At 65.2% G+C, this 14,871-nt stretch carries 16 protein-coding genes; 8 read left to right on the top strand and 8 right to left on the bottom strand.

Annotation, left to right across the window (positions count from 1 at the left end):
- Positions 1–28 precede the first annotated feature (28 nt).
- From egtD to AC1DKY_RS06540, 5 genes are all read right to left on the bottom strand, one after another.
- The gene (gene egtD / locus AC1DKY_RS06560; RefSeq protein ID WP_441604176.1) at positions 29–1,015 is read right to left on the bottom strand and encodes an L-histidine N(alpha)-methyltransferase; all 987 of its coding nucleotides are present in this window, start codon (positions 1,013–1,015) and stop codon (positions 29–31) included.
- On the bottom strand, positions 1,012–2,265 hold the full coding sequence (egtB, locus tag AC1DKY_RS06555; protein WP_441604177.1) for an ergothioneine biosynthesis protein EgtB: 1,254 nt from the start codon (positions 2,263–2,265) through the stop codon (positions 1,012–1,014). Before egtB ends, egtD begins: the two co-directional genes overlap by 4 nt.
- 246 nt (positions 2,266–2,511) lie before the next feature.
- Positions 2,512–2,865, bottom strand: coding sequence for a hypothetical protein (locus tag AC1DKY_RS06550; RefSeq protein ID WP_441604178.1), 354 nt, complete (start codon positions 2,863–2,865; stop codon positions 2,512–2,514).
- A gap of 127 nt (positions 2,866–2,992) precedes the next feature.
- Positions 2,993–5,188 carry a bifunctional 23S rRNA (guanine(2069)-N(7))-methyltransferase RlmK/23S rRNA (guanine(2445)-N(2))-methyltransferase RlmL gene (rlmKL, locus tag AC1DKY_RS06545; RefSeq protein ID WP_441604179.1) on the bottom strand — a complete coding sequence of 732 codons (2,196 nt, stop codon included), beginning with the start codon at positions 5,186–5,188 and terminating at the stop codon, positions 2,993–2,995.
- The gene (locus AC1DKY_RS06540; RefSeq protein WP_441604180.1) at positions 5,185–5,709 is read right to left on the bottom strand and encodes an alpha/beta hydrolase; all 525 of its coding nucleotides are present in this window, start codon (positions 5,707–5,709) and stop codon (positions 5,185–5,187) included. Before AC1DKY_RS06540 ends, rlmKL begins: the two co-directional genes overlap by 4 nt.
- Before the next feature lie 81 nt (positions 5,710–5,790).
- Here AC1DKY_RS06540 and AC1DKY_RS06535 point away from each other — a divergent pair, with 81 nt between their 5' ends.
- Positions 5,791–6,357, top strand: a complete 567-nt coding sequence (locus tag AC1DKY_RS06535; protein ID WP_441604181.1) for an N-acetylmuramoyl-L-alanine amidase — start codon at positions 5,791–5,793, stop codon at positions 6,355–6,357.
- On the opposite strand, the gene AC1DKY_RS06530 is transcribed toward AC1DKY_RS06535, so the two are convergent.
- Positions 6,347–6,604, bottom strand: a complete 258-nt coding sequence (locus AC1DKY_RS06530) for a helix-hairpin-helix domain-containing protein (protein WP_441604182.1) — start codon at positions 6,602–6,604, stop codon at positions 6,347–6,349. The two genes, AC1DKY_RS06535 and AC1DKY_RS06530, sit on opposite strands and share 11 nt — an antisense overlap.
- A gap of 126 nt (positions 6,605–6,730) precedes the next feature.
- Here AC1DKY_RS06530 and tesB point away from each other — a divergent pair, with 126 nt between their 5' ends.
- The 3 genes from tesB to AC1DKY_RS06515 all read left to right on the top strand — a co-directional run bounded on the left by tesB (position 6,731) and on the right by AC1DKY_RS06515 (position 8,867).
- The gene (tesB, locus tag AC1DKY_RS06525; protein ID WP_441604183.1) at positions 6,731–7,594 is read left to right on the top strand and encodes an acyl-CoA thioesterase II; all 864 of its coding nucleotides are present in this window, start codon (positions 6,731–6,733) and stop codon (positions 7,592–7,594) included.
- 90 nt (positions 7,595–7,684) lie between these two features.
- On the top strand, positions 7,685–8,077 hold the full coding sequence (locus AC1DKY_RS06520) for a putative signal transducing protein (protein ID WP_441604184.1): 393 nt from the start codon (positions 7,685–7,687) through the stop codon (positions 8,075–8,077).
- 79 nt (positions 8,078–8,156) lie between these two features.
- Entirely contained in the window at positions 8,157–8,867 is a 711-nt protein-coding gene (locus tag AC1DKY_RS06515) for an arginyltransferase (RefSeq protein ID WP_441604185.1), read from the top strand.
- A gap of 128 nt (positions 8,868–8,995) precedes the next feature.
- Here the strand turns inward: AC1DKY_RS06515 and AC1DKY_RS06510 are convergent, their stop codons facing one another.
- Together AC1DKY_RS06510 and purT are read right to left on the bottom strand one after the other, a co-directional pair.
- Entirely contained in the window at positions 8,996–10,513 is a 1,518-nt protein-coding gene (locus tag AC1DKY_RS06510) for an FMN-binding glutamate synthase family protein (RefSeq protein WP_441604186.1), read from the bottom strand.
- Between the two features lie 118 nt (positions 10,514–10,631).
- Complete coding sequence (purT, locus tag AC1DKY_RS06505) at positions 10,632–11,813, bottom strand: formate-dependent phosphoribosylglycinamide formyltransferase (RefSeq protein ID WP_441604187.1); 1,182 nt, start codon at positions 11,811–11,813, stop codon at positions 10,632–10,634.
- Between the two features lie 145 nt (positions 11,814–11,958).
- Here purT and AC1DKY_RS06500 point away from each other — a divergent pair, with 145 nt between their 5' ends.
- The 4 genes from AC1DKY_RS06500 (at position 11,959) to AC1DKY_RS06485 (ending at position 14,868) form a co-directional block, all read left to right on the top strand.
- Entirely contained in the window at positions 11,959–13,455 is a 1,497-nt protein-coding gene (locus tag AC1DKY_RS06500; RefSeq protein ID WP_441604188.1) for a transglutaminase-like domain-containing protein, read from the top strand.
- Positions 13,456–13,515: 60 nt separating this feature from the next.
- Positions 13,516–14,391, top strand: a complete 876-nt coding sequence (locus tag AC1DKY_RS06495; RefSeq protein WP_441604189.1) for an SPFH domain-containing protein — start codon at positions 13,516–13,518, stop codon at positions 14,389–14,391.
- Positions 14,381–14,572, top strand: a complete 192-nt coding sequence (locus AC1DKY_RS06490; protein ID WP_121878824.1) for a type II toxin-antitoxin system antitoxin — start codon at positions 14,381–14,383, stop codon at positions 14,570–14,572. The genes AC1DKY_RS06495 and AC1DKY_RS06490 overlap by 11 nt, the downstream gene beginning before the upstream one ends.
- A gap of 92 nt (positions 14,573–14,664) precedes the next feature.
- Positions 14,665–14,868, top strand: a complete 204-nt coding sequence (locus tag AC1DKY_RS06485) for a hypothetical protein (protein WP_441604190.1) — start codon at positions 14,665–14,667, stop codon at positions 14,866–14,868.
- The last annotated feature ends 3 nt before the right edge of the window (positions 14,869–14,871 follow it).

Raw genomic sequence — 14,871 nt, 5'->3', positions numbered from 1 at the left:
GCGCTTGTGCGCAAGCGCGCTCCATCGCTCAGGCGACGCGGGCGCCGGCGCGTACGAGATAGTAGACGGCGAACATGCCCTGCGGGTCGGTCCACTCATGGGCAATGGCGAGACCCGCCTTGCCGGCCAGCGCGGCGAAATCCTCGGGCGAGTACTTGCAGCTGTATTCCACCTGCATCGCCTCCTCCGCAGTGAAACCCACCTGCTGCTTGCCCACGCGCACCTTCTGGTCCTTGCTGCTGACGATGAAGGTTTCGATGCGGCCAGCCATCGCGTTGTAGTGCGCGCGATGACGGAACGCCGACAGGTCGAAGTCGCTGCCCAGTTCGCGGTTCAGACGCATCAGCAGGTTGAGGGTGAACTCCGCGGTGACGCCCGCCTTGTCGTTGTACGCCGCCTCGATGGTGGCGGTGTCCTTCTTCAGGTCGGCGCCGATCAGGATGCCGCCGTTGTCGCCCATCTCGCCGCGCATCTTGCGCAGCAGTTCGGCGGCGTCGCGCGCCTCGAAATTGCCGATGGTGGAGCCGGGGAAATAGATCACCGTGCGGCGCGGCGCACGCGGCGGGATCGGCAAGCGCAGCGGACGGGTAAAGTCCGCATGCAAGGCTTGCACCGGCACGCCCGGGAAGCGCTCGTTCAAGGCCTGGGTGCTGTTGCGCAGCGGCTCGGCGGAAATCTCCACCGGCACGTAGGACACCGGCGCGTGCAGATGTTCGAGCAGCATGCGCGTCTTGATCGCGTTGCCGCTGCCGTATTCGACCAGGCGCACGTCCTCGCCCAATACATCGGCGATATCGCCCGCATGCGCATCCATCAGCGCGATCTCGGCGCGCGTCAGGTAGTACTCGGGTTGCTCGCAGATCTCTTCGAACAACTGCGAGCCACGCTCGTCATAGAACAACCAGGAGGGCAATCGCTTGGGCTGCGCGCGCAGCCCGCGCTGCACGATGCCGAGCAGGTCGTCGACCGGTGGGCGGCGGTCATCGTCGCGGATATCGAAAGCTTGCACACTCATCGGTCCTGTCCCAGGCGTATCCCCATGAACTGCCAGCGGGCATGGGGAGGAAAGAAATTCCGGTACGTCGCACGTAGGTGTTCGCGGGGCGTCGCGCAAGAGCCACCGCGCAATACCCACTGTCCGTTCATGAATTTGCCGTTGTATTCGCCCAGCGCGCCAGCCAGCGGCCGGAAGCCGGGATAGCTCACATAGGGTGAGGCCGTCCATTCCCAGACATCGCCAAAAATCTGGAGCAGGCCGTCCCCGCCCTTCGCTGCTTGGGGATGGAACGACGTGGTATCAAGTAGGTTGCCCTGCACCGGCAAGGTGGCAGCCGCACTTTCCCACTCCGCTTCGGTGGGCAGGCGCATGCCGGCCCAGCGCGCAAACGCGTCGGCTTCGAAGTAGCTGATATGGCTCACCGGCGCATTCGGGTCGATCGCCTGCACGCCGGCCAGGGTGAATTCGCTGGCGAGATCTTCCTGCCAGTAGAACGGCCGCTGCCATTGTTCGCGGCTTATGGTGTCCCACCCTTCGGACAACCAAAGCGAGGGCTCCTCATAACCGCCGTCGTGCACGAAGGCCGCGTACTCGGCATTGGTCACCGGCCGGTTCGCCAGCGCATGCGGCTGCAACAGGCTGCGGTGCCGTGGCGATTCGTTGTCGAACGCGAAACCGCCGCCGCGGTGGCCGATCTCCACGATGCCCTCCTGGCCCGCGATGAAGCTCATGGGCACCGAGGTCGTCGCCGACGACGAGCTCAGCGGAGCGGTGTAGGCAGGCAGCAGCGGGTTGATGAAAAACGCATGCTTGATGTCGGTGAGCAATAGCTCCTGGTGCTGCTGTTCGTGCTCCAGCCCCAGTTCAATGATGCCCATCGTGGTGGCGTCCACATCCCGCGACAGCCAGTCGCTGACCGCCTCGTCCACCTTCGCGCGGTAGTCGCGTATCTGCGCGACGCCCGGGCGCGAGAGCAGGCCGCGGCGCGGGCGGGCGTGCATCGGACCCACACTCTGGTAGTAGGAGTTGAACAGGTAGTTCCACTCCGGATGCGGCGACCGGTAAGCCGGATCGCGCTCGAGCACGAAGCGTTCGAAGAACCAGGTGGTGTGCGCAAGATGCCACTTCGCGGGGCTGGCGTCCGGCATCGACTGCACCATCATGTCTTCGGGGGTGAGCGACGCACACAAGGCCATGCTGCGGGAGCGGATTCTCCGGAATCGCAGCGTCAGCGCCTCGGCTTGCGCGGCCGAATGCGCCAAGGTCATCGGGGCCTCCGGGAGGCGGTCACGGGGCCGTCGGACATGCCAGAGATTTTATGAAGACTCATACCGCGATCATTGCGCCGTGACATACGTAAACGATGCCGGACAGAACGTTCAAACGGTGTGATGTGAAGATGGCGAAACGTTGAAAAGTGCGCACCCGCGATGCTCCTTTGGTATCGCCACTGCCACAAAAAAGAAACCCGGCGCCAGGCCGGGTTTCTTCCGTATCAACGAACGCCTGCGCGATCAGTGACCGTAGTAGCGGTAGCCGCCGCGATTGTAGTAGCCGCGGTCGTGGTAACCACCGTGATGGTAGTAGCCGCCATGGCCACCCACCACGACGCCTACGGCCGGGTAAACCACCGGGCCACCGTAGACGGGACCGCCGTAGACGACCGGAGCCGGCGCGTAATACACCGGCGGAGGCGGTGCGTACACCACCGGGGCCGGAGCGTAATAACCCACGCCAACGGCCGGCAGACCGATGCCCACGTTCAAGCTGACGTGGCCCGCGAACGCCGGGGCAACGGCGACACAGCCAACGATCATGGCCGCGGCCACTGCAACGCGCTTGATGGTGGAAATCTTCGTCTTATTCATGAGTTTGTCTCCCAAGGGAGGCTTGATTCCGACAGAAGGATTGGACGTTGCCTTCTATCGCTCTTTGCCGGGATCAATGCTGTGACTTTTGCGCTGAATCCGGACTGAGTAGAAAGCGTGAAAATGCTTAACGCCTGGCCTTGTTCCTGACGTGGTTCACACTCTCGCCCCAAGGCGATTCCTGGGGATGCAGGCGCAGCAGCCAGCAGCCGTGGATATCGGACCGGCGGGTGAAATCAAACGGGATGCTGGGGGCACTCCAGTCCTCGATGATGAACCGTTCAGCCAGCGCCTCATGGTTCAGCTTGAAGCGGCGGAAGTTGTTCGAAAACACGATCACGCCATCGCTGGAAAGACGTTCCGCGCAAGCCAGCAGGAGCTGGGCGTGATCGCGCTGGACATCGAAGTCTTCCGCCCGCTTGGAGTTGGAGAAGGTCGGCGGGTCGACATAGATCAGCCCGTAGCGTTCCTTGTCCTGCTTGAGGAAGCTCATCGCGTCTGCCTGCATCAGGCGATGCTTGCCGCCGGTGAAGCCATTGAGCGCAAGATTGCGCGACGCCCAGTCCAGGTAGGTGGCCGACAGGTCCACGCTAGTGGTATCGCGCGCCTCGCCCGCCGCCGCATAGACGCTGGCCGTCGCCGTATAGGCAAACAGGTTGAGGAAGCGGCGGCCCGAGGCCAGCTCGCGGAGCTTGCCGCGCACCAGCCGGTGGTCGATGAACAGGCCGGTGTCCAGGTAATCGGTAAGGTTGGCAAGGAAGCGCAGGCCGCCTTCGGCCACCTCGATGAACTCGCCACGCTGGTCGAACTGGCCGTACTTGGAGCCGCCCTTGCCGCGCTCACGCGTCTTCAGCGCAATGCGGTCGCGCGGGACGCCCAGCACTTCGCCGGCCACGCGCACGATCTCGCGCAGGCGGTGGCGTGCCGTTTCGACGGGGATCTCGGCCGGTGCCCGGTACTCCTGGATGTGCAGCCAGGGCTCCGCGCCTTCCCTGCCGTAGACGTCGATGGCGGCCGCGTATTCGGGCAGGTCCTGGTCGTAAGCGCGCCAGCAATGGATGTCTTCGCGGTCAAGGCGCTTGCGCAGGTTGCGCAGGTTCTTTTCGAGGCGATTGCGCAGCATCTGCGCGCCTTCGGAAAGCGGCTTCACTTCGCGCGGGGTCTCGCTGCGCGCGTGCAGTTCAAACACCAGCAGCTGCGTTTCCAGGGCGCCGTTGTAGAGCGCGTATTTCTTTTCGGCGCGCAGCGGGATCGCCTGCCCCAGTTCCGCATCGCCTGCCAGCACGGCGGCGCGCCAGCCGGCAAAGCGCTCGCGCAGGGTTTCGCCCAGGGCGCGGTAAAGGCGCGGCATTTCCACGCGGTCGCCCAGACGCTCGCCGTACGGCGGGTTGGTGATCACCAGTCCGCGCGTATAGCCCGGCGGCGGCGACACATGGGTGGCGTCGTGCTTGTCTAGCGTGAGGAAGCCGGCGACGCCCGCTTCCTGCGCATTGCGCTTGGCCGTCTGCACCATGCGCGAATCCGCATCGCTGCCGAAGAAGCAGCTACGCAGGGAACGCAGGCCCGCTTCGGCACGCTGGCGCGCGTCATCGAGCAGGCTGCGCCAGACGGCGATGTCGTGCTGCGCCCAGCCCAGGAAACCGTAGTACTCGCGGTGCAGGCCAGGTGCCACATCCGCGGCCATCCAGGCGCCTTCGACCAGCAGCGTGCCCGAGCCACACATGGGATCGAGCAGCGCGCCGCCTTCGGCATAGATCTCCGGCCAACGCGCGCGCAACAACATCGCAGCGGCCAGGTTTTCCTTCAGCGGTGCTTCGCCCTGCACTTCGCGCCAGCCACGGCGATGCAGCGGCGAGCCGGCCAGGTCGAGCGACAGCGTCGCGCGGTCACGGCGCAGGCGAAGATTGATGCGCACGTCCGGCTCGTCGGTATCCACAGCGGGGCGCGAACCATCGCGCTGGCGGAACTGATCGACCACTGCGTCTTTCACGCGCTGGGCGATGAACTGGCTATGGGTGAGCTTGCTCTGCGCCGAATTGGCGTCGACCGCCAGGGTGGCGTGCGAGGCGAGGTGCTTTGACCAGTCGATCGCCTGCACGCCCGCGTAAAGCGCGTCGTCCGTGGCGGCGTCGAAGTCGGCCAGCGGCAATAGCACACGGCTGGCCAGGCGCGACCACAGGCAGGCCCGGTAAGCGGTCTCCAGCGTGCCGGCGAAATGCACGCCGGCCAATGCCTCGCGCACGTCTTCGGCGCCCAGCGCCACCAGTTCGTCGCGCAGCAGGTATTCGAGGCCCTTGGGGCACGTGGCAAAGAAAGCGCTCATGCGGCCGCCAAAGAAGTAAGGAACAAGCCGAACTGGTCGACGATGCGATCGACGCTGTCGCTCAGGCGGTGGTCGTCATCGACCACGATCAGAGGCAGTCGACGGCGGGCGGAGAAGCTGATCACCCCTTCGGGCGGGCAGACGTCATCGCGCCAGCCGTGGTAGAGCAAGGTGGGCACGCCCTCGGCCAGATCGAATGCCTGGCGGTAGCCGGGGATCTCGCTGGGCGTCGCCAACAGGAACAGGCCGGCCACCGGGCGCTGCAACGAGGCCAGGCCGGACACGAAGGAACCCATGCTGGAACCGACCAGGATCGGCGGCGCGTCGAGCGTATCGATGGCCGCCAGCAGACGCTCCACGCGCGGAGCCACCGAACCCGCGTAGCCCGGCAGGTCGTCGCTGCGATAGTCCGGACGCTGGGTTTTCCAGCCCAGGGACTCGGCGAAGCCGGCCAGCACGCTGACCTTGGTGGCGTCCGGACCGGAATCCGAACCGTGCGAAAGAATGATCTGGCCGCGCATCGCGGTCTCCACTACTGCGTCCATCTGGCCGCGCATGGTAACAGGCGACGTCCCGGCCCACCGTCGCTAGACTGCCAGCCCATGCCTCTGACCATCACAGATCAGCCCCTCCCCTACGTCTCCCTGCTGCCAGAGCGTCCCGCTGACGCGGTGGAGATGGTGGTCATCCACTGCACCGAACTACCCGATCTGGCCACGGCCCGCGAGTACGGCGAGCGTGTGCTCTATGACAGCGGCGCGGGCGCCAGCGGGCATTACTACATCGACCGCGACGGCAGCATTTACCGCTATGTGCCAGGCACCCGCGTGGCCCACCACGTGCGCGGCCACAACCCGTATTCCATCGGCATCGAACTGGTGAACCTGGGTCGCTACCCGGAGTGGTGGGATTCCCGCCGCCAGACCATGACCGAGCCCTACCCGCCTGCCCAGCTCGCCGCGCTGCGTGCCCTGCTGGCCCAGCTGAGGCAGGACTTCCCTCGCCTGCAGCTGATCGCCGGCCACGAGCAGCTGGACACGGACCGTCTGCCGGCCACCGACGATCCGGCCCTGGATGTGCCGCGCAAGCTCGATCCAGGCCCGCTGTTCCCCTGGGCCGAGGTGCTGGAAGGCAGTGGGCTGACCCGATGGACCCCGCCTAACGGCTAGACGTCAGCGGGGGCGAATGGCGAGCCAGCGCCACGGCCAGCATCACGGCGACGCGCGCCTGCGGGCTGCTGCGCCAACAGGTGGCGCCCAGCAGGGTGCTGATCTGCAGGAGCACGTCGTCGACCTCAACGCCGGCGAGTTGGTCCAGCGTGCTGATGCCGATCTGCTCCAGGCGGGATACCACCGCCAGGCCAACGCCTGGCACATCCAGCAGGCATTGGCGTTCCCAGTCTGAAAAGTGTTCCATCACCGCCCCCTTGGTCGTGGAGCGATGAATACCGTCGGCGCTATCCGCCCGTCTGCCAGCCCTTCCCGACCGCGACGGTCGGCGCGTCGCTATAATTCCCGGCCACCTATACCGAGCCTGCTCTCCATGACGGAAAACCACGTCCGCGAACTCGTCGACCTGCTCGAACTGGAGCGTCTGGAGGACAACCTGTTCCGCGGCCAGAGCCGGGACATCGGTACGCATTTCGTGTTCGGCGGCCAGGTGCTGGGCCAGGCCTTGTCTGCCGCCCAGCGCACCGTGGATGCCGATCGCGAAGCCCATTCGCTGCACGCCTATTTCCTGCGCGCGGGCGACATCAAGGCGCCCATCGTCTACAACGTGGAGCGCACGCGCGACGGCGGCACGTTCTCCTCCCGCCGGGTGGTGGCGATCCAGCACGGCCAGCCCATCCTCAACGGATCGATTTCCTTCCAGGTGCCGGAGACCGGCTTCGAGCATCAGTCCTCGATGCCCGAAGTGCCCATGCCCGAGGACATCGAGCCGATGCAGGCCGTGCCGCCGGAGCAGCTGACCAAGCTGCCGGAGAAGCTGCAGCGCTGGCTGGGCGTGGATGCGCCGTTCGAATTTCGCCATGTCTGGCCGCAGGACAAGCTGCATCCGACCAAGCGGCCGCCGATCCAGCACATCTGGTTCCGTCTTACCGCGCCGGTCAGCGATTCGCCGATGCTGCAGCGCTCGCTGCTGGCCTATGCCTCGGATTTCAACCTGATCGGCACGGCCACCCTGCCGCACGGCATCTCCTACTACACGCACAACGTGCAGATGGCGAGCCTGGACCATGCGCTGTGGTTCCATCGCCCGTTCCGGGTGGACGAGTGGCTGCTCTACTCGTTCGACAGCCCGACCGCCCAGGGTGCCCGCGGTCTGGCCCGCGGCCAGATATTCACCCGCGACGGCGAGCTGGTCGCATCGACCGCCCAGGAAGGCCTGATCCGCCTGCGCGGCTGAAGGGCCGCATCACCGTAGTAATATCGGGCTGGCCCTTCCCCGCGGCCAGCCATTCCCGTACCTGCCCGCCCGGCGAACCAAGGTTTCCTTATGCGTCAGCTCTATACCTCGCCCCGCCAGGAAAACATCGACCGGGTTGCCAAGCTCCTCAAGGAGCAAGGCATCGAGTGCACCATCGAAAACCGCTCGAACTACAACCGCGGGACCTACCAGCGCTTCAGCTATACCCAGCGTCAGGAGAACCGGGATAACTGGGCCCAGGTCTGGGTGACCCGGGCGGACGACTACACCCGGGCCCGCGCCCTGCTCAAAGAGCTGGGCATCGAGCCGGTGGTCCGGCACGCGGAGGAGCTGGCCCTGGCCCGCAACGCCACGCCGGACATGAAGCGCCAGGGCATGGCCAACCGGGTGCGCCGCATTGTCATGTTGGCGGTAGCGGGTGCCTTTGTGGTCCTGATGCTCCGGTATATGGGCGTCATCTGACACCGATTCGGCTCAGCCAATCGCCATATCAGATTTCCCCTACTGACACAGTGACGTGGACCGGACATAGAATCAGGCCATGCGCTCTGACCGTGTCCGCCTCTTCCAAACCCTGCCGCACGCCTGCGGCTACTTTGCCGAGCGCACGGCACAGAACCTCGTGATCGATCCGGCCGCGCCGCAGCTGGACCAGCTCTATGGTCCGGCGCTGGAGCGTGGCTTCCGCCGCGCGGGCGGACACCTCTACTACCCCTACTGCACCAGTTGCCGCGCCTGCACGCCCTGCCGCATCGACGTGGAGCGGTTCACGCCGGATCGCAGCCAGCGCCGCTGCCTCAAGCGCAACGAGGATGTGCAGGTGGTCGAATCGATGGCCGGCTACAACGCCGAACGCCACGCGCTCTACGAACGCTACCTGCGCCAGCGCCATCCCGGCGGCGGCATGGACGAGGCGGACGCCAGCGATTTCCGCCGCTTCCTCACCGCGCCGTGGAGCCCGACCATGTTCCTGGAATTCCGCCAGGGCTCGCGCCTGCTCGGCGTGGCGGTGACGGACGTTTGCCAGCAAGGGCTTTCAGCCGTCTACACGTTCTACGAGCCGGAGGAAACGTCGCGAGGCCTGGGCACCTTCGCGATCCTGCAGCAGGTCGCGCTGGCCAAGCGCCGCGGCCTGCCGTGGATTTATCTCGGCTTCTGGATCGCCGGCCATCCGAAGATGGACTACAAGCGCAAGTTCCGCCCGATGCAGATACGTACCAGCGAAGGCTGGACGGAGATGGCGGAAGGCTGAGGCTGGCGTTGCCTCTCTCAAACCCTGTGGGAGCGCACCCTGTGCGCGACAAGCTGACGGAGCGATGCGCCGCAGCGTGACAGTCGCGCACAGGGTGCGCTCCCACAGGTGTGGCGACTTTGTCGCGATTACGCCTGCGTCGCCCTCGGCACCACCGGATACGGATACAGCTTCACCAACGGTACCGAGATGCCGTCATCCCCCACCACGCGACAATGCGTGCGATTGAGCTGCCGCGGCTCATCGACACCGCAACTGTGCGCGATGATGCCGACCTCGTGCATCAGGTTGGTGGCGTAGTTGGCCACGCGCTCGCTCTTGTCGGCGACCACCAAGCCACGCTGCAGCTTTGGATTCTGCGTGGTCACACCCGTGGGGCACGTATTGCGGTTGCACTGCAGCGACTGGATGCACCCCAGCGACAGCATGAAACCACGCGCCGAATTGACGAAGTCCGCGCCCATCGACAACGCCCACGCCACGTCGTACGCGGTGATGCACTTGCCCGAACAGATCACCTTGATGCGTTCGCGTACGCCTCGCACCACCAGCAAGTCGACCAGTGCGGGCAAGGCCTCGTGCAAGGGCAGGCCCACGCCTTCCATCAAGGTTTGCGGCGCGGCGCCGGTGCCGCCTTCCGAACCGTCGACGATGATGAAGTCTGGTGCGTGTTCGATGCCGCGCTTGCCGATCTCGTCGCATAGATCCGCAATCCATTCCACGCCGCCAAACACCGCCTTGAAGCCGACCGGTTTGCCGGTGAGCTCGCGGATGTGATGGATCGCATCCATCAGCTCCTGCACGTTGCCGATGTCGAGATGACGGTTGGGACTCTGCGAATCCTGTCCCACCGGGATGCCGCGAATCGCAGCGATTTCCGGCGTTACTTTCGCGGCCGGCAATAATCCGCCCATGCCCGGTTTGGCGCCCTGGCCGAGCTTGATGCTGACCATCTTCACCTGCGGGTGCGCACAGATATCCAACAGCTTGTTGTCGTCGAGTTTGCCGTCGGGCGTGCGCACGCCGTACTTGGCCGTGCCGATCTCGAAGATGATGTCGCAGCCGCCTTCCAGGTGGTACGGCGCGAGACCGCCCTCGCCCGTGTCCATCCAGATGCCGGCTTTTTTCGCGCCGCGAGACAACGCACGCACGGCCGGCGCCGACAAAGCGCCGAAACTCATCGCCGAGATGTTGAAGAACGCGGCATGCGAATACGGTTCGCGAGAATAAGGGCCCAGCGTCACCGGCAGCGGATCGACGTGTTTTTCGCCCAGCGCGGGAAATGGCGCATTGACGAAAAACGGCACGCCCTCGCCACGCAGGTCGCGCGTGGAACCGAAGCTGTTGGTGTTGTCCACGTTCTTGGCCGCGCGATACACCCAGGTGCGCTGAGCACGGTTGAACGGCAGTTCTTCGCGATCGCTGGAATACAGGTACTGGCGGAAAAATTCACCCAGGTGCAGAAACCAGTAACGGAAGTGGCCGATCACCGGGAAGTTGCGCAGCACGGAGTTGCTGGTCTGGTTGCGGTCGACCAGCCAGACCACTGCGATGACCACGACCAGCAGCGCCAGCAGCACGAGGAACAGGGCGGCGAAAGTTTCCACCATCACCACCAGCCAATGGGCGAAGCCTGTCGGTTGCATCAATGTCTCCGTATGTTCGGCGTCTTGCAGGTCATCCATGCGGGGCTGGCACGATCTCCGGCACCCGCGACTCGTTCAACGATACAAGCGTATTCCTTTCACGCCATGCGCGAGGGCGTCAAAACGTAACGCGGATGAACTTGGCAGCGCGGATCGCTTTTGCCTTCGCGGCCTCCACATCTTCGTCGCGTGCCAGCGTCACCGCCATGCGACGACGGCCCTTCACGGCCGGCTTGCCGAAGATGCGCAGCTGGGTGTCTGGCTCCTGCAAGGCGTCGGCCAGCCCGTGGTACTGGGGCGCCTCGCCCTCGCCTTCCACCAGCACGGCGCACGATGCCGACGGACCCAGCTGGCGGATCACCGGAATCGGCAGCCCAAGGATGGCGCGCGCGTGCAGCGCAAACTCCGAAAGGTCTTGCGATATCAGCGTCACCAGTCCGGTGTCGTGCGGACGCGGGCTCACCTCCGAGAAGATGACGCTGTCGCCCTTCACGAAAAACTCCACGCCAAACACGCCCCAGCCGCCCAGCGCGCCGGTGATCGCCGCCGCCTGTCGCTGCGCCTCCTCCAGCGCGGCCGCGCTCATCGCCTGCGGCTGCCAGGATTCGCGATAGTCGCCGTCTTCCTGGCGATGGCCGATAGGTGCGCAGAAACTCACCCCATCCTTGTGTCGCACGGTGAGCAAGGTGATTTCGTAGTCGAAATCGACGAAGCCCTCGACGATCACGCGTCCCTTGCCGGCGCGACCGCCCGATTGCGCGTACTCCCAGGCGTGCTGCAACTCGCCAGCCTGGCGCACCACGCTCTGGCCCTTGCCGGAGGAGCTCATCACCGGCTTGATCACGAACGGCAGGCCGATGCTGGTTGCGGCGTCCTGGTACTCCGCTTCGGTGTCGCAAAACCGGTAGCGCGACGTCGGCAGCTTCAGTTCCTCGGCGGCGAGGCGGCGGATGCCTTCGCGGTCCATGGTGAGCCAGGCGGCGCGCGCGGTGGGAATGACGCGCAGGCCTTCTTTCTCCAGCTCGATCAGGGTGGGGGTGTGGATGGCTTCGATCTCCGGTACCACGAGATCGGGCTTTTCCTTTTCGATCAGCGCGCGCAGTGCGGCACCGTCCAGCATGTCGATGACGTGGCTGCGATGGGCCACCTGCATCGCCGGCGCGTTGGCATAACGATCCACGGCGATCACCTCGACCGCGTAGCGCTGCAACTCGATCGCCACTTCCTTGCCCAGTTCGCCCGATCCCAGCAGCAACACCCGCAGCGCATGATCGGAATAAGGCGTGCCAAAGGGCTTCATCGATGTCTCCGCGGAGGTGGCAAAGAACCATTGTAGACGGCAGCTCGCGCGATCGCGCGCGACTGCTTCGTCATCACGCAAATTCCATTGACGAAACACACGGACCGGCATTGACTGTAGGTGCACCGTCCCCACGGAGCGACCTATGCGCTACTGGCTTGCCGCGCTATGGATGGCATTCGCGCTGAGCTCTCCCCCTGTCGCCGCCGCCGGGGCGATGGAGAGCGGGCCCACCAGCAACACGACCTGGATGACAGTCATGCTGGCCGGCCGTCGCATCGGCCATCTGCGGATCGATCGCGTCAGCGACGGCAAGATCATTACCACCACGCAGGACCTGCAGATCGAGATCAACCGTTCCGGCCGCACCGTGCCGATGGCGGTGCTGACCCGCAGCGTGGAGACCCTCGACAGCCAGCCGCTGGGCTTTTATTCGCGCAGCACGCTTTCCAGCTCGGACAGCATCGTCGACGGCCAGCGCCAGGCCGATGGCCGCTACGCCATCACCACCACCGTGGCCGGACTAGCCAAGCAATCGACGCTGGCCTGGCCCACGGGTGCCCTGCTGAGTGATGGACAGCGACAAGCCATGGCTGGGGCGGCCAGTCGCCCGGGGCACTACGCGTTGAACTTGTTTGATCCGGCGAGCCAGGACGTGGCCACGGTGGACATCGAGGTGCTGGGCAACGAGCGCGTGTCGCTGCCCGATGGCGCTGAGGTCCTGAACCACCAGCGCGAAGTACTGCAGACGCCCCGCGGCGTTCAACGCATGGACCTGTGGGTCAATGCACGAGGCGAGACCCGCAAGGGTTCGCTGCAAATGCTCGGCCATCCCCTGGACATGCTCGCCTGCAGCCAGGCCTGTGCGCTGGCCCCGGTGCAGGACATCGACATGCTGCGCGCCTCCATGGTGGATTCGCCGCAGGGACTCTCATCGTCCATGCGCGCGGGCTTCCTGCGCTACGTCATCCACGTCACCGACGGCGATGCGCAGCCCCTGATCAGCACGGACGAACAACGCGTCACCTCGCTGGGGCATGGCAACTGGCTGGTGGATGTGGGCAACCCCGTCGCGGGCGGCCAGCCGGCGCCGGTGCCGGAAGACACGCAGCCCAATGCCTGGGTCCAGTCTGACGCACCGCCGATCCGCAAGCTGGCGGCGCAGGCGGTAATCGGGGCCGAAGACGATCTGCAGAAAATGATCCAGCTGCGCGATTTCGTCAGCGCCTATATCCCGCCCCATAGCCGCGACATCGGCTACGCGTCCGCCATGGAGGTGGTACGGGAGCGTGCGGGCGACTGCAAGGAACACGCCGTGCTGCTGGCGGCGCTGGCCCGCGCCGAACATATCCCCGCCCGCGTGGTGACCGGCATGGTCTATGCCGACCGCTACGCCGACAGCTCGCGCGTGTTCGTGCCGCACGCCTGGGTGCAGGCCTGGGTGCACGGGCGCTGGCAGAGCTTCGACGCTGCCCTTGGGCACTTCGACAGCACCCATATCGCGCTGGACAGCGGCGACGGCGATCCCTGGCACTTCTTCAACCTCGCCAACTTGTTCGGACAGATGCGCATTGCCCAGATCGGCACCGCGCCGGAGCAGACCGCGGCCACCATGAGCGGCACAGTCGCCACACGAGATTGACCCCTCCTTGAATTAGATATCATTTTGATATCTAATTGCCGCTCCCAGGGAGGAACCCCCATGAACGAACAGCAAGGCTTTTCGACCGCCGGCATCCCCACGGTCTTCTTCGTGCTACTCCTCGGCGCCCTCGGCCTGGCGCTGGAAGGCTACGGTCTGGTGCACGAGGCACCGGTCGTCGTCGCGATCGGCCTGGGCATCGCCATCCACCTGCTCGCCGGCTTCATGGCCAAGGGCTTCTTCCAGGTGGCCCCGAACGAAGGCCAGGTGCTGCAGTTGTTCGGCAAATACCACGGCACCGTGCGCGAGGAAGGCCTGCGCTGGACCAACCCGTTCTGCAGCCGCCGCCGCGTCTCGCTGCGCGTGCGCAACTTCGAAAGCAGCAAGCTCAAGGTCAACGATAGCGACGGCAATCCCATCGAGATCGCTGCCGTGGTGGTGTGGGAAGTGATCGATACGGCCGAAGCGGTGTTCTGCGTGGACGACTACGAGAACTTCGTGAACATCCAGAGCGAATCGGCTTTGCGCCAGATGGCCCAGAACTACCCGTACGATGCGCACGACGACGGCAAGCCTTCGCTGCGCAGCCACGGCGAGGTCATCAACAATCACCTGCGCGATGAAATCCAGGCGCGCCTGGAAAAAGCCGGCGTGCACGTGATCGAAGCGCGCATCAGCCACCTCGCCTATGCCCAGGAAATCGCCCAGGCCATGCTGCAGCGCCAGCAGGCCAACGCCATCGTGGCCGCGCGCGAACGCATCGTGGAAGGCGCTGTAGGCATGGTGGCGATGGCGCTGGACAAGCTCAAATCGCAGGGCGTGGTGGAGCTGGACGAAGAGCGCAAAGCCGCCATGGTCAGCAACCTGCTGGTAGTGTTGTGCGGCGATCGTTCCACGCAACCGGTGGTGAATGCCGGCACACTCTATGGCGGTTGAGAAAAAGGCTTATCCACTGCGTATCAGCGCTGCCGTGCTTGAAGCCATGCAGCGCTGGGCCGACGATGATCTGCGCAGCGTCAACGCGCAGATCGAATTCGTACTGCGCGAGGCCTTGCGCAAGCAGGGCCGCCTCAAGCGCGAGGCGTCCGAACCTGTACAGGATGACGACACCGATTGAAGTTGGCGGCCAGCGGCGTTTATCCCGCTTCGACGCAGCCTGCACGACACCGGCGCTACTTTCGTCGCTTCAGTGACGTCCGGAGAACCGCCATGGCCGAGAGCCAAACCTATCGCCTGCTGCCTGACGGCCCGGTGCTGTGCGAAACCTGCTCCAGCACAGGCGAGAGCGTGGAAATGGAACGCTACGATCCGCTGCCCGCCGAAGCGCAGCGGTGGTCGCAGGAACAGCGCACGGAACTGCAAAGCTACCGTTGCCCGGAGTGCGAAGGCGTGCAGGTGTTTCGCGTCGACTGAGCC

The organism is Dyella sp. 01N448, assembly GCF_056399225.1.
Note: the sequence above shows the minus strand (reverse complement) of the source record. Positions and strands in the feature narration are given on the sequence as shown.